Source organism: Bacteroidota bacterium (assembly GCA_019637975.1).
In the GTDB taxonomy this organism is placed as follows: Bacteria; Bacteroidota; Ignavibacteria; order UBA10030; family UBA6906; genus CAADGV01.
On sequence record JAHBUR010000038.1, the window covers coordinates 1 to 16,585 of the forward strand.

17 protein-coding genes are annotated in these 16,585 nt (G+C 52.9%); 5 read left to right on the forward strand and 12 right to left on the reverse strand.

Features of this window, described 5'->3' with window-relative positions; all coding sequences use genetic code 11:
• Positions 1 to 182 precede the first annotated feature (182 nt).
• The 5 genes from gcvP to KF749_16130 all read left to right on the forward strand — a co-directional run bounded on the left by gcvP (position 183) and on the right by KF749_16130 (position 6,461).
• Positions 183 to 3,092 (forward strand): aminomethyl-transferring glycine dehydrogenase, encoded by a 2,910-nt coding sequence (gcvP, locus tag KF749_16110; GenBank protein ID MBX2992679.1) that lies wholly within the window; start codon positions 183 to 185, stop codon positions 3,090 to 3,092.
• A gap of 100 nt (positions 3,093 to 3,192) precedes the next feature.
• Complete coding sequence (locus KF749_16115; GenBank protein ID MBX2992680.1) at positions 3,193 to 4,512, forward strand: hypothetical protein; 1,320 nt, start codon at positions 3,193 to 3,195, stop codon at positions 4,510 to 4,512.
• A 43-nt stretch (positions 4,513 to 4,555) separates the two neighbouring features.
• Positions 4,556 to 5,245 (forward strand): 16S rRNA (uracil(1498)-N(3))-methyltransferase, encoded by a 690-nt coding sequence (locus KF749_16120; GenBank protein MBX2992681.1) that lies wholly within the window; start codon positions 4,556 to 4,558, stop codon positions 5,243 to 5,245.
• 365 nt (positions 5,246 to 5,610) lie between these two features.
• Positions 5,611 to 5,901: a hypothetical protein gene (locus KF749_16125; GenBank protein MBX2992682.1), complete on the forward strand. Its 291-nt coding sequence runs from the start codon at positions 5,611 to 5,613 to the stop codon at positions 5,899 to 5,901.
• Between the two features lie 227 nt (positions 5,902 to 6,128).
• Positions 6,129 to 6,461: a YegP family protein gene (locus KF749_16130; GenBank protein MBX2992683.1), complete on the forward strand. Its 333-nt coding sequence runs from the start codon at positions 6,129 to 6,131 to the stop codon at positions 6,459 to 6,461.
• 332 nt (positions 6,462 to 6,793) lie between these two features.
• Here the strand turns inward: KF749_16130 and KF749_16135 are convergent, their stop codons facing one another.
• The 12 genes from KF749_16135 to KF749_16190 all read right to left on the reverse strand — a co-directional run bounded on the left by KF749_16135 (position 6,794) and on the right by KF749_16190 (position 16,579).
• Positions 6,794 to 7,846: a bifunctional phosphoglucose/phosphomannose isomerase gene (locus tag KF749_16135; protein ID MBX2992684.1), complete on the reverse strand. Its 1,053-nt coding sequence runs from the start codon at positions 7,844 to 7,846 to the stop codon at positions 6,794 to 6,796.
• A gap of 46 nt (positions 7,847 to 7,892) precedes the next feature.
• A complete protein-coding gene (gene ptsP, locus KF749_16140; protein ID MBX2992685.1) occupies positions 7,893 to 9,704 on the reverse strand; it encodes a phosphoenolpyruvate--protein phosphotransferase in 1,812 nt (603 codons plus the stop codon).
• A complete protein-coding gene (locus KF749_16145; protein MBX2992686.1) occupies positions 9,701 to 9,967 on the reverse strand; it encodes an HPr family phosphocarrier protein in 267 nt (88 codons plus the stop codon). The genes ptsP and KF749_16145 overlap by 4 nt, the downstream gene beginning before the upstream one ends.
• On the reverse strand, positions 9,968 to 10,972 hold the full coding sequence (locus KF749_16150; GenBank protein ID MBX2992687.1) for a polyprenyl synthetase family protein: 1,005 nt from the start codon (positions 10,970 to 10,972) through the stop codon (positions 9,968 to 9,970).
• The gene (gene fni / locus KF749_16155) at positions 10,969 to 12,009 is read right to left on the reverse strand and encodes a type 2 isopentenyl-diphosphate Delta-isomerase (GenBank protein MBX2992688.1); all 1,041 of its coding nucleotides are present in this window, start codon (positions 12,007 to 12,009) and stop codon (positions 10,969 to 10,971) included. Before fni ends, KF749_16150 begins: the two co-directional genes overlap by 4 nt.
• Positions 11,949 to 12,269: a hypothetical protein gene (locus tag KF749_16160; protein MBX2992689.1), complete on the reverse strand. Its 321-nt coding sequence runs from the start codon at positions 12,267 to 12,269 to the stop codon at positions 11,949 to 11,951. The genes fni and KF749_16160 overlap by 61 nt, the downstream gene beginning before the upstream one ends.
• Before the next feature lie 55 nt (positions 12,270 to 12,324).
• Positions 12,325 to 12,498, reverse strand: coding sequence for a hypothetical protein (locus KF749_16165; protein MBX2992690.1), 174 nt, complete (start codon positions 12,496 to 12,498; stop codon positions 12,325 to 12,327).
• A gap of 316 nt (positions 12,499 to 12,814) precedes the next feature.
• Complete coding sequence (gene rnc / locus KF749_16170) at positions 12,815 to 13,603, reverse strand: ribonuclease III (protein ID MBX2992691.1); 789 nt, start codon at positions 13,601 to 13,603, stop codon at positions 12,815 to 12,817.
• Between the two features lie 24 nt (positions 13,604 to 13,627).
• Entirely contained in the window at positions 13,628 to 14,875 is a 1,248-nt protein-coding gene (fabF, locus tag KF749_16175) for a beta-ketoacyl-ACP synthase II (protein ID MBX2992692.1), read from the reverse strand.
• A 58-nt stretch (positions 14,876 to 14,933) separates the two neighbouring features.
• A complete protein-coding gene (locus tag KF749_16180; protein MBX2992693.1) occupies positions 14,934 to 15,173 on the reverse strand; it encodes an acyl carrier protein in 240 nt (79 codons plus the stop codon).
• Positions 15,174 to 15,224: 51 nt separating this feature from the next.
• Entirely contained in the window at positions 15,225 to 15,971 is a 747-nt protein-coding gene (gene fabG / locus KF749_16185; GenBank protein ID MBX2992694.1) for a 3-oxoacyl-[acyl-carrier-protein] reductase, read from the reverse strand.
• A 2-nt stretch (positions 15,972 to 15,973) separates the two neighbouring features.
• Positions 15,974 to 16,579 carry a DUF3109 family protein gene (locus KF749_16190; GenBank protein ID MBX2992695.1) on the reverse strand — a complete coding sequence of 202 codons (606 nt, stop codon included), beginning with the start codon at positions 16,577 to 16,579 and terminating at the stop codon, positions 15,974 to 15,976.
• Between the last annotated feature and the right edge of the window lie 6 nt (positions 16,580 to 16,585).

Genomic DNA, 16,585 nt, shown 5'->3' on the forward strand with positions numbered 1-16,585 from the left:
TGGATTAAGACAAAAATACCCAAATCCTGCCTTGGTATCACCTGATACAAACCTACGATAGTGCTTTTCTCTCTACAGGCCTACATTCCTTCTGCAATCACCTGATTCCCCTTCAAGTCTTTTTCAGAGATTTTTCTTACATTAGTTTCGAACAAAAGACCTGAACCATCCAACCTGACTTTATGAACTCCTTTACATTCAAAGAAGAAGAATTCCGAACCCGCCATATCGGTCCGAACGAGCAGGAAACGCGACAGATGTTAGACGCTATCGGCGTTGCATCGCTTGATGAACTCGTTGTTCAGACTGTGCCTGCAGCAATTCATTCGAGATCCCCGTTGCAGCTCCCCGGGGCGGTGACAGAGCATCAATTCCTTAATAATCTTGCCGAGCTTGCAAAGCGCAACAAGCTGTTCAAATCGTACATCGGCATGGGGTATTACGATTGCATTACGCCGCCGGTGATTCTCCGGAATATTCTGGAAAACCCCGGATGGTACACACAGTACACGCCGTACCAGCCGGAGATTGCGCAGGGGAGACTCGAAGCGTTACTGAACTATCAGACGATGGTTGCCGACCTGACGAAAATGGATGTGGCAAACGCCTCGCTGCTCGATGAAGCAACCGCCGCCGCCGAAGCGATGAGCATGCTGCACGGCATCGTCTCGAAATATCCCGGGAAGGAACACGCAAACAAGTTCTTCGTCTCCGATACGGTCCTTCCGCAAACGGTGGATGTGCTGAAAACACGCGCAGGGGCCGTCGGGATTGAGTTGGAATTCGGCAGCTACACAAACACGCGGCTGGATGAATCTTGCTTTGGCGCGTTGCTGCAATATCCCGCGCAAGATGGCGGCGTGCGTGACTATCATGATTTCATTCAGATGGCGCATGATGTCGGGGCGCTTGTGGTCGTCGCGGCGGATTTGCTGAGTCTCGTGCTGCTGACGCCTCCTGGAGAATTCGGCGCCGATGTCGTGGTCGGCTCGGCGCAGCGTTTCGGCGTGCCGATGGGATACGGCGGACCTCATGCCGCGTTCATGGCAACGCGCAATGAGTACATCCGCTATATGCCGGGGCGTATCATCGGCGTTTCGATTGACGCCAACGGAAACAAAGCCTATCGCATGACACTGCAAACACGCGAACAGCATATCCGCCGCGAGAAGGCTACCTCCAACATCTGTACCGCGCAGGCGTTGCTTGCCATTATGGCCGGCGCGTACGCCGCGTATCACGGTCCCGAAGGACTCAAGCGCATCGCCCGCAACGTGCACGGATTGACAGTCGCTCTTGAAAAGGCATTGTCAAAACTCGGCTTCGAGCAAGCTAACGCGGAGTATTTCGACACGCTCCGCGTGAAAGTAGGTTCCGCAGTTCGTATCAAGGCAATTGCCGAAGCACAGCAAGTCAACTTCCGCTATATCGACGAGAATACGATCGGGATTTCGCTTGATGAGACAACAACTGCTGCTGATGTCGAGGCAATTATATCAATTCTTGCCGAGGCGGCCGAGATCAAGTATCAGCCGAACGGAACAGACTCTCTGTTCGACGGAATAGGAGTTTCCTATCCGGCGCCGTTTGCACGAAGCGGCAAGTTCCTGACGCATCCGGTGTTCAATTCGTATCACTCCGAAACGGAGATGATGCGTTATTTGAAATCGTTGGAGAACAAAGATCTCTCGCTTGTTCATTCGATGATTCCCCTCGGCTCGTGCACGATGAAACTGAATGCCGCCGCCGAGTTGATACCGATAACGTGGAAGGAATTCGGCAAGATGCATCCTTTCGTCCCTCTCTATCAAGCAAAGGGATACAGGGATGTGTTCCGCTCTCTTGAACAACAACTCTGCGCTGTTACGGGATTTGCAGCGGCATCACTGCAGCCGAACTCCGGCGCGCAAGGAGAGTATGCGGGCTTGATGGTGATACGCGCCTATCATGCCGACCGGAACGAGTTGCATCGCAACGTTGCCCTCATCCCCCAATCGGCACACGGCACAAATCCCGCAAGCGCGGTACTGGCGGGAATGAAAGTGGTTGTTGTGAAAACGGATGCACGCGGAAATATCGAGGTGGGTGACCTGAAAGCCAAGGCGGAAGAACACAGCAAGAATCTTGCAGCTTTGATGGTAACGTACCCTTCGACGCACGGTGTGTTTGAAGAAGCGATTCAGGAAATCTGCTCCATCATCCACAACCACGGCGGACTCGTGTACATGGACGGCGCAAACCTGAATGCACAAGTCGGATTGACGAGTCCGGCAACAATCGGAGCGGACGTTTGCCATATCAATCTGCATAAAACCTTCAGCATACCGCACGGCGGCGGCGGACCGGGCATGGGACCCATCTGCGTTGCGGAGCATCTCGCACCATACCTTCCGGGACATCCTGTCGTGAAGACGGGGGGAGAGAAGGCAATCACCGCCGTCTCGGCAACGCCGTGGGGCAGCGCGAGTATTGTGCTGATTTCGTACGCCTACATCACGATGTTGGGGAGAGAAGGCGTAACCGCGGCAACAAAGTACGCCATCTTGAACGCCAACTATCTGAAAGCGAAGCTCGAGAAGCAGTTCAAGGTATTGTATGAAGGAAAGAACGGCCGTGTAGCGCACGAGTTCATTCTCGACACACGCGAGTTCAAGAACAGCGCCGGAGTCGAGGTGGAAGACATCGGCAAGCGCCTGATGGATTACGGCTTTCATGCGCCGACCGTCTCGTTCCCCGTTGCCGGCACATTGATGATCGAGCCGACCGAAAGCGAATCGAAAGCCGAACTCGACCGCTTTGCCGAAGCAATGCTTTCCATCAGGAAAGAGATTCAGGAAATCATTGACGGCAAGGCGGATAAGACGGACAACGTACTGAAGAACGCCCCGCACACCGCACAGGAGGCGTTGAGCGAAACATGGAATCACAAATATACGCGCTACAAGGCCGTGTACCCGCTCCCCTACTTGCGCAAGAACAAGTTCTGGCCTGCAGTTGCCCGCGTCAACAACTCGTACGGCGACAGGAATATCATGTGTGCATGTCCGCCGGTGGAGGAGTACGAGGAAGAGACGGCTCAAATAACCAAGTGAGCGCCATTCAAGGCCAGACGGCGGTTGTTCGAAATGAGCAGCCGCCGTTTTTGTTTGCTTAGTTTGATGGGCTTCCTCTTTTTCTTATCTTGCTCGTGCGATGAAGCCTATATTCGTTCTGATACCAATACTACTCGTCACCATCCCCGCCCGCTCCCAAGGCGATACGGCTCAGCCCGTTCTGTTGAAATCGTACGGCGTTATCGACACGGTCATCGTTCTCGGCAACGAAAAGACGAAGGAATCGATCATCCTTCGCGAGATGGCCCTGAAGCCCGGTATGGAAGCAACGGTGGAGGCTGTGGAATACGACCGCGGCCGCATTTACAGCACCGGGCTGTTTACCAGTGTCGATATTTCCGTCATCCCCTTCGAGCAAAAAAATCTGATGTTGGTGGATGTGAAAGAGCGGTGGTATATCATTCCGCTTCCGCTGTTCGGGTTCCGCGACGGCGATCCCAAAAAGGCGTATTACGGGGGAGGATTGCTGCACAACAACTTCCGCGGGTTGAACCAGAAGTTATTTGGATCCATCGTGTTCGGTTACAACCCCTCGCTCGCATTCCAGTATTCCGACCCGTGGATCGACAGGGAACATAATCTCTATTTCGGCGGGAGTTTGTCGTTTTCTCGCGTGAGGAACCGTAGCGCGATTACCACTGCCGGCACGGCAAATTTTGATGAGCTTCACTACGATATCAACGCAACGCTCGGTAAACGATTCAGTCTCTACAATACCACGGGCATCAATCTCGGCTATCGCATCGTGAAAGTGACTGAAAGCCGTCCCGGACGAACAGTCTCGGCCGACGGCACCGACAGATTCCTGTACGGCTCGATCAGCTTTTCGCATGACACACGCAATCTTCGCGACTACACAACGCAAGGAACGCTGGTCAATCTGTACATCACCAAGACCGGTTTCGGCGAGTCGGAGGTAAGCTTTACACGGTTCGGGGCAGATTTCCGCCGCTTCACTCCGCTGCCGCTTGAGTTCACACTTGCTACACGGCTGTTCGGCTCGGTGGTGTCGGGTAGTACTATACCAACATACTCGCGTTCATATTTCGGGTATGGAGAACGTATTCGCGGCCACTTCAAGACGGTTTTCGAGGGAGAGAATATTGCGGGAAGCTCCGTCGAGTTGCGCTGGCCTCTGCTGAAACCGCGGACGATCATCTTCGACGCTATTAAACTGCCGCGGGAATTTTCCGTCTGGCGGTTCGGTATCAGTCTCGAACTGTTCGCCGACGCGGGAACGACGTGGTTCAGAAGAACCCGTGTGCTCGACGCGTTCGCGGCGGGCTACGGCGGCGGGATTGCATTTCTTCTCCCCTACGACTTCGTGCTGAGAACGGAATACGCGTGGAACGACATGCGTAAAGGGCAATTCATCATCGACTTCCGCAGTTCGTTTTAAGTTGTGAAAACGTTTCGAGTTTAGAGTTTGGTACTTTACCTGTATGGAGTACTTCTACACACATCCCTCCAACATTTCTTCCGGCCTCCTGACGATTGACGGCGAAGAGTTCCTTCATCTCACGCACGTTATGCGCAAAAAAGCGGGTGATGACATTACTGTTGTCGATGGCAATGGAAACGCCTATCGTTCCACTATCTCGGAAGTGTCAAAGCGATCCGCACAATGCGCAATCCGTCAACATATTCCTCGCTTGCATGAGCCAACTGTTGATGTCACGCTCGCCGTCGGCATCCTGAAAAATCCCTCACGGTTCGATGTTCTTGTCGAGAAGGCGACGGAGTTGGGCGTTAACCGGATTGTCCCTCTTCTCAGCGAACGAACAATTCCGCGTCACGCAAAGACTGACCGTTGGCAGAAGATTGCCATCGCGGCAATGAAACAGTCCGGGCGGTGTGTCCTTCCCCGAATAGATCCACTCGTCTCGTTCAATGATTTTATCGGAACCCAAACGGTGGGAACAAAACTTATCGCTCATGAAAAGACAGATGTCGCAATCCGCACTGCCGGATTCGCGTCTTCAATTGTCATTCTCATCGGACCCGAAGGCGGATTCACAGATGAAGAAGTTTCCGCGGCTTTGCATCATAGCTTCAGCCTGATGAGCCTCGGTGCCCGACGTCTCAGGACAGAAACAGCAGCAATTGTTGCTGTGAGCAGATACGTTTCCTGACACCGTACTTCTGCCTCCCGCCTCCGCTTCGTTTTCCCATCATTTCCCTATCTACCGCCGTGACGATTCATGGCAACTGTGATATCTCACGGGCTGCTCTTGGCTGCCATTCACTTCCGTTGAATCTTTCTACCTCTAACTACTTTCCCAGCAAAGACTTAGCGCCTTACTACGAAACGCCAGCTCGCTGGCATGATCTTGGCAAACAACGCGTATGCTTTCGCTAAGCAAATCATATTCTAAATAGCTTCGCTTTGACTCCCCCACACACAATCGTTTCCACGCGAACTGGAGAAGACCACAATGGCCTGAGAGGCGTGGAAGAAGTGCCGCCAGTGGGATTTGCGTTACTGGAAGATCTGTCCGTGCCTGCATCCGCGGACATTTCCGTACGCTATGCGTTGCCGAAGCCCTCACAAGTTACACTGACAGTTTTTGGTATGCTTGGAAATGAAGTCCGGACCATCACCCGGGAACATCAGGAGGCCGGGTTTCATTTCGCCCGATGGGACTGCCGCAACAAACAAGGAATTGAGGTAACCGATAGCGAGTTTATCCTCCGGATCATGGCGGAAGCAACAGACGGAAGCGAAGTGTTCATCAGTGCCCGAAAGTTTGTATTGAAGCGGGTTTCAACAATGAGAGCCCTACTCTGAGAACATGTCATATGCTGGGGTTCTGTCAAGGCTGGAAGAAAGCACTTCTCATCAGATAGTTGTGCTTGCTCGCCGCTCTCATCGACCGATGGTTGGTTGGCTGTCGGGCGGAGCCTCGCGCATCGTACCCTTCAGAACGGGCGATGCAGAGCAGGCGGGCAGGTGCGTTGAACATCGCAGCATCAGGAAGCAATCACTACCAATCATAAACAATCAGGAGCAGCACCATGCCAGCAAGATTCGAACTGAAGAAAACAGAAGCCGGAAAGTTCATGTTCAACCTCAAGGCGGGCAACGGTGAGATTATTCTCACAAGTCAGGGTTATGCCGACAAAGCAGGCGCAATGAACGGCATCCAATCGGTGAAAGCACACGCAATGAGGTTCGATAACTTCGAACAGAAAGTCGCAGGCAACTCACAGCCGTACTTCACTCTGAACGCCTCGAACGGACAAGTCATTGGCAAGAGTGAAATGTACTCCTCGAATTCTGCCATGAAGAACGGGATCGACTCCGTTATGAGAAATGCCGCCAAAGCGGAAATCGTTGAGATTGGCTAAAATCGCCCCACGCGCACTCATGCCTGCTGATGAAGAAGTTGTCGCCGAAATGTTTCCGGTTTGATTCGGGGTAATATTGTTGGTCTGAACATGGGCACGGTCATGCTCCACCCTCATGCCTCATTCCCCTGAAGCACGAAGGAAGCTGATCGTGCCTTCCAATATCAATTATTGCAGAGTGAGCAGGGTACTACCACGAAGTCCCGTCACGCACGAACGTGACAAAAATGATTGCGGCCATGGTGAGAATAAACACAATGATTGCTGTGCGGTGCTGCTTGGTCATATCATGACTCCTTCCATCTCCCCGACTGAAATGGCCGGGGATTCTTCTATCGGACGTTGCTTAGTTCGTGCTTCAGAAAATCGATAACCTTTACCGGCATAGGATCTTCATCATTCAGAATGGCGAGGTAGAAACTCATCCAATCGCCGAGATGAATCAGGGAAAACATCCGGGTGAGACGGGACTTTCCCTCTGTCCAGACTTCGATGATGTGCTGCGTGTACTCGATGAGAATTTGCTTTGTAATGTCGAGACGCATCGTGACCTGTTTATGATCCTCCTTGTCGCGAAGGAAGATCACCTGCATCTCACGCATCTGTTCCCTCAGCACCTTCCAGCCGACCAGTTCGTTATGATTCATCTCCGGCACAACATGTCCCCAGGCGAGTGACTTGGCATTTTCGGCGATTTGCCCCCGCCACCGTGTATTGATTGCGTCCAGCCGCTCCGTCGCTGAATAGACAACACCGATACGGGAATGGAGTTGGCGGGCAAGCCGCAGAGGTTCGTTCACCACCGATTCGGGATTTGCATATCCGGCGGCCTTCGTTTTGAGCATAGCGATCGTTTCACGAATATCCCGGTCCTTGTTGTGAATCAGCTTGAGCTTTGCCAGCGCAATGAGAAGCGGAAAGAACGAATACCCCAATGCGGCGCGCGGGGACGGCCCGCTCGGAACCTTGATGTGCGGCTGCTTGTGTTTCTTTGCCATTTTCTCTACCAATCCGCCGGAGGAAATGCAGAGAATCTTCGCCCGCCGCTTGATTGCCTCTTTGTGACAGGCATTCGTCTCTTCGGTATTGCCCGAATAGCTTGAGACAATCACAAGAGAGTTCGTGCCGACAAATTCCGGAAGCGTGTAGTTGCGGTTGATGATGAACGGAACCTTGAGCTCATCGGCGAGGAACGTCCGGAGAAGATCGCCGCCGATCGCCGATCCGCCGAGACCGCAAAGAACAATATGCTCAATGGAACCAATATTCAGCTTGATCGAAGTTTTCTTGCCGATGGCAACGGCTTCTTCCACTTGTCCGGGAAATCCTTTGATAAGGTCGTACATGCCGCTCGGGTCGACGCGGCGAATATCATCAAGTGTCATTGCACTGTTCAGGTAGTGAGAGAATTGCGAAACGTATTGCACACAGCTATAACGGCTTGGGCGACGGTACATACAACTTGTCCTGCGATGTATCAAGCGCCTCCACAGGCATATCGGGCAATTTTTCTTTTACAATCGCCGCAAGGTATTCTTTGATTTCGTATTCCGTCGGGAGTGTCAAAACCTTGTCGGCAATTTTCCTGGCATCCTTGAACTTGATCGAGCGGATAATCTTCTTGATTTCGGGGAGAATAGGAGGGGCAACGCTGAACTCATCCAACCCCAACCCCACAAGCAAAATCGTTGCTATGGGATTGCCCGCCATCTCCCCGCACATACCAACCCACTTCCCGTGTTTATGCCCTGCGTCGATAATGGATTTGACGGTACGAATTACAGCAGGATTAAATTCCTGATACAATGAGGCCACCATGCTATTCCCGCGATCGACCGCCAGCAGATATTGGATCAGATCGTTTGTACCGATGCTCAGGAAGTCGGCCTCGCGGGCGAGTTCTTCCGCAAGCACTGCAGCCGAAGGAACTTCAATCATCACGCCGAGTCTCATATTCTTGTCGAACGGGCAACGGCGGAGAGTCAGATCGTGCTGCGCTTGCTTGAGGAATTCCTTCGCCTTCCGGACTTCACCGATCTTCGACACCATCGGCAGAAGCATGCGGACGTTCTTTTTTGCGCTTGCGCGAAGTATTGCACGCAACTGGTCAAGAAACATCTCCGGCCTGTCGAGCGAAACACGGATACCACGCCAGCCAAGGAACGGATTTTCTTCCTTGAGCGGAACCGGTGACATCTTGTCGCCGCCGATATCGAACGTGCGGAGCATAACCGGATGCGGAAACATTTGCTCGGCAATGGCAGTGTATTCTGCGGCTTGCTCGTCTTCCGACGGAAATGATTGCCGCCCCATCAACTGGCCTTCGGTGCGATAGAGTCCGATACCCTGCGATCCTTGTTGAATTGCATACTCCACCTCGTCCTGCAACTCAAGATTTGCAGAAAGTTCGTAGCGTTTGTGGTCGAGCGTTTCAGCGGGAAGGTTGGCAATGCCTTCCAGCTTCTTGTCGAACTCCTTCAGTCGCTGCTCTTTGCGCCTGAGACTTTCGATTGTCTCATCGGAGGGATGAATAATGAGTGCGCCGCCGTACCCGTCCAGTGCAATGCAGTCCCCGGTCTTGATATGTTTGGTTGCCGTCCTGAGCCCCAACACCGCGGGTATTTTGAGCGAGCGGGAAAGCAACGCGGCGTGCGAGGTAAATCCTCCGAAATCCGTTGCGTAGCCGAGAATTTGATTTCTGCTGAAGATGACTGTATCTGCCGGCGTCAGCGACTCAGAGACAATCAACGATTCGCCCTCCAGACGCGAGAAGAGTTTTCGGTCGAGTATGTTGCGGATAATTCTGTTCATCACATCATCAACATCATGCGCCCGTTCCTGAATATACTCGTCTGCCGAATCCGACATGATGCGGCGGTATTTATCGACTTCGTCAAAGACAAGATACTCGGCGTTCTTCTTCTCATTTCGTATCCGATTCCTGATGGCTCCCATCAGTACGGAATCCTGTAGGATCATGATCTGCGCTTCGAAGATTCTTGCGCTTTGCGCCCCCAACTTCTGCTCCGCAAACGAGTGGATTTTCTGGAGTTCTTTTTCCGAGCGAGCGAGGGCATCCTGAAGTCTCTGAAGTTCTGCATCGACTTCATTGTCTGCAAGCGAACGCGGCGACACTTTCGGAACAACTTTGCTGTACAGATATGCTGAGCCGATAGCAATACCGGGAGAAGCGGCAATGCCGGTCAGGATAACTTCTTTGCTTTTTCCTTCTTCAGTAATCATTGTTCATCGAATCCGCGTTCAAATAAACTGACGACGGCATCGCGCGCCTGCACTTCATCCTCACCCTCAAAGCGCAAATCAAGCGTCGATCCCTGTTCAGCCGCCAGCGTCATGACACCGATGATGCTCTTGCCGTTAATTTCCATGCCGTCTTTGCAAATCGTAAATTCGGATTGGAACCGCGCAGCAGTCTTGACCAGAGCGGCCGCCGGCCTCGTGTGCATCCCGGCACGGTTTCGTACGGTGACGGTGACTTGTACCATTCAAACTTTTCTCATCAGCAACATCTGGGAGAACCACAGCAGGGTTTCCTTTGCCCGGCACCGCGGCAGTATTCGCAAGGCTTCCTCTGCCCGCTGCGTGTCGCGGCGAACACGCACACGGGCGGCTTCGATTACGCCTGTTGCACGATAGATGTCGGCAATTCGACGGACTTCATTCCTGCGTTCCTCTACACTGAACACAGGGGAAGATAATCTGCGCTTCATCACTTGCATCAGATATGAACGATCGCCGCCCCGTGATTCTTCAAGTGCCTTGAGAAGAAGAAATGTCCGCTTTCCTTCGATAATATCGCCACCAATGGTTTTTCCGAAATCCTTCTCCTTGCCAATCACGTCAAGCAGATCGTCCTGAAGCTGGAATGCACGGCCGAGATAGTGTCCGAACATCCTCAGCGATTCGATCTGCCTCCTCGTCCCCCCGCCGATGATACCGCCGAGTTCCGTTGAAGTCGAAATCAGCCTTGCCGTCTTCTTTTCTATCATCCTGAAGTAGTCGCGAACAGAAACATCCATTCGCCGCTCAAACTCCAGATCCATCGCCTGCCCTTCGCATACATCGAGCAGACCTTTCGTGAAAACATCAATGCAGTGTGCAGGGTTCTGTACCCGGGCCTTCAGCGCCTGTTTGTACGCGAGTCCCAACAAAATATCGCCGACGAGCAGGGCAGTATTTACATTCCACTTTGTGTGAACGGTCGGACGCCCTCGTCGCGAAGGCGCATTGTCCATAATATCATCGTGCACAAGTGTGAAATTGTGCATCAACTCGACCGCGGCACCGCCATCAACCGCGTCCCGGATAGTTCCGCCGACCGCTTCGCACGAGAGGAGAAGGAGTGTCGAACGAACGCGCTTCCCTCCCGCCGAAAGAACAAACCGGCACGCATCTTTCACTTCCCGCGGGCTATTACCCTTCACCAGTCCGCGCAAGCGGTTGTCGACAACAAAGCGCAGGGCGTTGTATCGCCGCTGATGGCCGGTCATGCATACCTCACGAGCGTTGCATGCTGAAGATTCTTGACCGTTGCACAACCCGTAAGGAACATGATACCTTTGAGTTCGTTGATCCAGGTTGCAACCAGCCGCTGCAATCCGCGGGATCCTTCTTCTTGCAGAGTTTTCAGCATTGGCCGGGCGGAACCGACGAGATCAGCTCCAAGAGCGATGCACTTCGCAGCGTCACTTCCCGAGGCAATCCCGCCGGAAGCAATAAGGGAAAATGCTATGCGGGATTTCAATTCCGCAACGTTACGGATTGCCGTTGCCGTGGGAATTCCCCAATCCCAGAACTTTGAAGCGAACGGCTTGTTGGTGCTTCGCAGCGTTTCCACTCCGGCCCAGCTTGTTCCGCCGGCTCCTGCAACATCAATGTATTGAACGCCTGCGTTGAGAAGGCGTTGAGCTACATCCGCAGAAATGCCGGCACCGATTTCCTTGACAAGAACGGGAACGGGCAGATCCCGTACGAGCATCTCGATGCCCCGCAACACGCCCAGGAAATTCGTGCTTCCTTCGGGCTGGAGAAATTCCTGCAGAGGATTAAGATGAACAGCAAAACCGTCGGCCCGGATAAGCTCGACAAGCCGTCGTGCCGCGTCTGCGGTTGACATCATCGCAACTTCCGCAGCCCCGATATTGCCAACGATCGGGATCGAGGGAGCGACCTCACGCACAACGCTGAACGTCCGGTGGTATTGTGTGTCTTCCAGCGCCTGCCGCTGGCTGCCGACGCCCATCGCAATACGTTCGCTTTGACAGACCTCGGCAAGCCGCCGGTTGATTGTCTGCGCATCCTTGTATCCGCCCGTCATGCAGGAAACCATGAACGGAGCCGCAAGCGATTTTCCGAGGAACTGCGCCGATGTGTCCACGTCGCTGAGGTTCAACTCGGGAAGCGCGTTATGAACGAATTCCAGTTGTTCAAGCCCTGTCGATTTGAACTTGAACCCGACGTCTTTGCTCAGCGTGAGTGCAACATGCTGTTGTTTGCGTGACGGGGTGGAACGTGTTCGTCGGGGCATTCCGGATCTTGGACTGAGTGATGGGCTGAAAAAAGATAGTGAAAAGGAGCGCGGGAATCAATTTGATATTCCCGGTGTAACAATGAGACCTGCTGGCCGGTTTTCTGCATTGCAAGCATGCGATTTGATCGTTCCCCGGTCAACGGGAGCAGAGACTTTGACCGGACTGCGGCAGGGACACTCTGATCAATGATCTCATCAAGCGAGCCTACGCCGATGGCATTCAGCATTTTCCGCGTGTCCTGTCCGTTCGGGCAGATATGACGCGTTTGGAATTGTTCAAATGTAAAGGATTCATAAGGTCAGGTTGGATGGTCAGAGTCCGTTCAGCGTTCTGAAGCATTTCTGGCCGCGCACTGACGCAGCGAAACCGATGGAATCATCAAGAAAATCGAATGAATATATCCAGTTGAATGTTCCCGGTTGGTGATCCAAGATCCTTGTCCACGTCATGCCACCATCCGTCGTCCGTAGCAAGCCTTGTTGCATCCCTCCGATGGCACTGATCCATCCATTCTGGGATGATATGAACTTACATTGAAAGAAATTGCCAAGTTGCGAATTGCTAACGTCTTGCCACTGAGCTAATGAGAAGCAGGGAACCAGAACAACTGTAGACGTCATTTGCAACAGAAATCTCTTTAGTTTCATCATTCCTCCCTCAGAAATGAAAAGGAACCCATAAGGTCAAGCTGGATGGTGCAGAGCAATCGGCTGGAAAGAATGTACGAAAGATCTCAGAATAGGACTTGAGGTGGAATGACGGCGGCCAAAGACCTATGAGAAAAGTGAATGTACCGCGCTACTACTTCTTCTGGAGCTTCTCTAACGCCCTGCTTGCGGCGAGTTGCTCGGCTTCCTTCTTGTTCTTGCCCGTGCCTGTGCCGCTCTTCTTTCCGTTGAGCGAGACTTCAACCGTGAACGTCCGGTCGTGGTCGGGGCCTTCTTCCCTCACAATCGTGTAGCGCGGAACGCCGAGTCCGTGTGCTTGCGCAAACTCAAGCAGCATGCTCTTGTAGTTCTCGTCGGAGGTAATGACGGTTCTGTTTTCCAGCGCCTCCACAAGCTGCCGCTCGACGAATTTCTTTGCCGCATCAAATCCACCGTCAAGATACACGGCGGCAATAATTGCTTCGTACGTATCGGCAACGATCGTGTCCGAGCCTTTGCCCATGGATTGCTGCGCGCTATGACTCATCAGAATGAAGCTGGAAAGATTGATGCTCTTCGAAAACGCCACAAGCGCTTTGCGGTTGACGAGCCGTGAACGGACTTTCGTCAGCTCGCCTTCGTCTGCAGAAGGGAAGTGGCGGTACAAATATTCGCCCACGATCAGGTTGAGAATCGAATCGCCCAAAAACTCGAGCCGCTCGTTCGACTCTCCGTGCTGGTTGGTTTGCTGGAGGTAAGAGCGATGCACAAGCGCCTGCACGAAATATCCCGCGTTGCGGATCTTATGCTGCAAGGCTTGTTCGAGCCCTTTGATGTTGACAGGAGGGAGGATGATGGACTCGTCTCCCCCCGAAGAGTCTTTGTTCAGTCCGCCGGATGCGGACGGGAAGAACTTCTCGCGAAGTTCCTTCAGCCACCCCATGAATCACCCGCCTTGAATTGCTGATTACGAAGTGTATTTTTTTACAATAAGCGTAGCGTTTTTCCCTCCGAACCCGAACGTGTTGCTGAGCGCGTAGTTCACTGTCCGCTTCACTGCAACATTCGGCGTGTAGTTCAAATCGCATTCAGGATCGGGGAATTCCTGGTTGATGGTCGGGGGGATGTGGTCGGCGTAGCACGCCATGATTGCGGCAATGGCCTCGATGGCGCCCGCCGCGCCGAGCAAATGCCCGGTCATGGATTTCGTGGAACTGATGTTCAGCCTTTTTGCGTGCTCGCCGAATGTCGTCTTGATTGCGGTATTCTCCGCAATATCGCCGAGAGGCGTTGATGTGCCGTGGACATTGATGTAGTCAACCGTCTCCGGCGCAATGCCGGCATCGTTCAATGCGCGCTTCATCGAGCGTACCGCGCCCTCGCCTCCCTCCGCCGGTGCGGTAATATGATGCGCGTCTGCAGTGTATCCTATGCCGACGACTTCGGCATAGATCTTTGCTCCGCGTTTGAGTGCGTGTTGAAGTTCCTCCAGCACAAGCGTTGCGCCTCCTTCTCCCATAACAAAGCCGTCGCGTTTTGCATCGAACGGGCGGCTTGCTTTCTCCGGTTCGTCATTGCGCGTGGAGAGTGCCTTCATCGAATCGAATCCTCCGAGCCCCATCGGTGTGATGGGGGCTTCCGACCCGCCGCAAACCATCACGTCCGCATCACCGTACTGGATGATGCGGTACGAGTCGCCGATGGCATGGTTCGCCGTGGCGCATGCCGAGACTGTTGCATACGTTGGGCCTTTCATGCCATGCTTCATCGAAACCTGGCTTGATGCGATATCGGGGATGAGCATGGGAATGAAAAACGGGCTGATACGCCGGGGGCCGCCTTCCTTGTAGTTGTTGAACTGCGTGTCGTAGGTGATCATTCCTCCGATGCCGGATCCGTACACGCAACCGACGCGGTCGGTGTCCATATCCTTCAATTGCAATCCCGAATCGGCAACCGCCTCATCCGATGCAACCACCGCGTACTGTGCAAATGGATCCATCCGCTGCGAGGATTTCCGGTCCATGAAATCCGTGGCTTTGAATCCCTTTACTTCGCAAGCGAAACGTGTCCCGAATAAGGCTGTGTCGAAATAGGTGATGGTTGCGGCTCCGCTTTTTCCCGCGAGAAGGTTGGTCCAATACTCCTTCGCGTTCAGGCCAATCGGCGTTACCGCACCCATGCCGGTGACAACGACTCTTCGTTTCTCACTCATACGATTCCTTTCCGAAATCCAGTGCGCTCGGGCGAGTGCACGGTTGCGCGTGTACCAATCAGGCAGACTTTGAATTAATGTATTTGATTGCATCGCCGACAGTACCGATTTTTTCGGCATCTTCGTCGGGGATGGTCAAACCGAATGCCTTCTCGAATTCCATCACCAACTCCACTGTATCGAGTGAATCTGCCCCGAGATCATTCGTAAACGACGCTTCGGGCGTGATTTGTCCTTCATCGACGCCAAGTTTGTTGACGATGATTTCTTTCACTTTTGCTTCGACATCTGCTGCCATGGGTATATCCTCCTTGGTGTTTGGGTTTGTGAGTGTGTCGTGTTGCGTGTACTACATTGTCATTCCGCCATCAACGCAAATCACCTGTCCGGTGATGTAGTTTGCGTCCTGCGATGCGAGAAACTTTACGACGGATGCGACTTCATGCGCTTGTGCCGTGCGTTTCAGCGGAATAAAATCTGCGAGAGCTTTCTTTTGGTCGTCGCTCAGCTTGTCGGTCATGTCGGTTTCCACGTAGCCGGGGGCGACAGCGTTTACTGCAATATTGCGAGAACCCAACTCTTTTGCAACAGATTTTGTGAATCCGACAATTCCCGCTTTCGACGCGGCATAATTTGCCTGTCCGGCGTTGCCTGAAACGCCGACGATTGATGTGATATTGATAATCTTTCCCGAACGCTGGCTCATCATCGTCCGGCAAGCAGCCTTTGTGTAATTGAACACGCTTTTGAGATTGTTGTCGAGCACTGTATCCCAATCCTCTTCACTCATTCGCATCAGCAGGCCGTCCTTGGTAATGCCGGCATTGTTGACGAGGATATCGAGGCGGCCGAATTCCTTCACAACGGAATCAATAACCGCCGCCGCATTTACGGTTGAAACGGCATCCGCTTGATACGCACGCGTCGTCAGTCCTTTTGCAACCAACTCTTTCACCAGTTCGTCGGCCTGCGTCGCCGAACTTTTGTATGTAAAGGCCACTTTCGATCCGGCTTCAGCGAGCGCGACAACAATCGCCCTGCCGATCCCCCGACCGCCGCCGGTGACTACTGCAACGGTATTATCCAATATTCCCATGATCAACCTTTGGTTTCTACAAGTGATCTTTTGCGAAGTGAATCATAGTGGTTCTCCATCATCTCGTAGCCATCTTCGCCGAGAAGTTGTGTCAGTTCTTCCTTGCAAGCGACAAACAGAGGTGTTGAAAATGCCGAGCTGATTGTGCAGCAACTCTGCTCGCCTTGTAACATCGGATCGAAACTGACGAGGTTGTCGCTTACTTCGATAGGGAAGAGAATGCAATACATCGGCTTCCACGCCCACTTGTGCTTGCCTGCTGCCACCGCAGCCAGTTGAATCGAACATCGTCCGACTTTGTCGAGGAATGTGCATTTGTCATGATAGACTTCCGATCCGATTGCTTTCCCTGAAGGGAAGTCGCTGTCATCGACAATCTCATTTTCAAACCACTTCGTTTCATCGGTTGTTTGGGTGTCGTCCATCTGTTGCTTGAGGAGATCCTTCTTCTCCATGATGCGTTCATAGTCGGTCACATCCATCCACACTCCCCCTTCACAGCATTGGGATGAACAGTTGCACGGACTTCCGCCTTCAGGATATCCTTTTTCGAAAAACTCATTCGAGATGGTGAAGTGTTTTACTTTCAGCAGCGGTTTTTGCGCCATATTGAT

What these genes read in the sequence shown, in the direction of transcription:
- KF749_16115 (MBX2992680.1), top strand. Translation starts at nt 3,193, where the DNA reads ATGAAGCCTATATTCGTTCTGATACCAATACTACTCGTCACCATCCCC.
- KF749_16180 (MBX2992693.1), bottom strand. Translation starts at nt 15,173, where the DNA reads ATGGCAGCAGATGTCGAAGCAAAAGTGAAAGAAATCATCGTCAACAAA.
- KF749_16120 (MBX2992681.1), top strand. Translation starts at nt 4,556, where the DNA reads ATGGAGTACTTCTACACACATCCCTCCAACATTTCTTCCGGCCTCCTG.
- KF749_16150 (MBX2992687.1), bottom strand. Translation starts at nt 10,972, where the DNA reads ATGACCGGCCATCAGCGGCGATACAACGCCCTGCGCTTTGTTGTCGAC.
- KF749_16190 (MBX2992695.1), bottom strand. Translation starts at nt 16,579, where the DNA reads ATGGCGCAAAAACCGCTGCTGAAAGTAAAACACTTCACCATCTCGAAT.
- ptsP (MBX2992685.1), bottom strand. Translation starts at nt 9,704, where the DNA reads ATGATTACTGAAGAAGGAAAAAGCAAAGAAGTTATCCTGACCGGCATT.
- rnc (MBX2992691.1), bottom strand. Translation starts at nt 13,603, where the DNA reads ATGGGGTGGCTGAAGGAACTTCGCGAGAAGTTCTTCCCGTCCGCATCC.
- fabG (MBX2992694.1), bottom strand. Translation starts at nt 15,971, where the DNA reads ATGGGAATATTGGATAATACCGTTGCAGTAGTCACCGGCGGCGGTCGG.
- fni (MBX2992688.1), bottom strand. Translation starts at nt 12,009, where the DNA reads ATGCCCCGACGAACACGTTCCACCCCGTCACGCAAACAACAGCATGTT.
- KF749_16130 (MBX2992683.1), top strand. Translation starts at nt 6,129, where the DNA reads ATGCCAGCAAGATTCGAACTGAAGAAAACAGAAGCCGGAAAGTTCATG.
- KF749_16145 (MBX2992686.1), bottom strand. Translation starts at nt 9,967, where the DNA reads ATGGTACAAGTCACCGTCACCGTACGAAACCGTGCCGGGATGCACACG.
- gcvP (MBX2992679.1), top strand. Translation starts at nt 183, where the DNA reads ATGAACTCCTTTACATTCAAAGAAGAAGAATTCCGAACCCGCCATATC.
- fabF (MBX2992692.1), bottom strand. Translation starts at nt 14,875, where the DNA reads ATGAGTGAGAAACGAAGAGTCGTTGTCACCGGCATGGGTGCGGTAACG.
- KF749_16165 (MBX2992690.1), bottom strand. Translation starts at nt 12,498, where the DNA reads ATGCAACAAGGCTTGCTACGGACGACGGATGGTGGCATGACGTGGACA.
- KF749_16135 (MBX2992684.1), bottom strand. Translation starts at nt 7,846, where the DNA reads ATGACACTTGATGATATTCGCCGCGTCGACCCGAGCGGCATGTACGAC.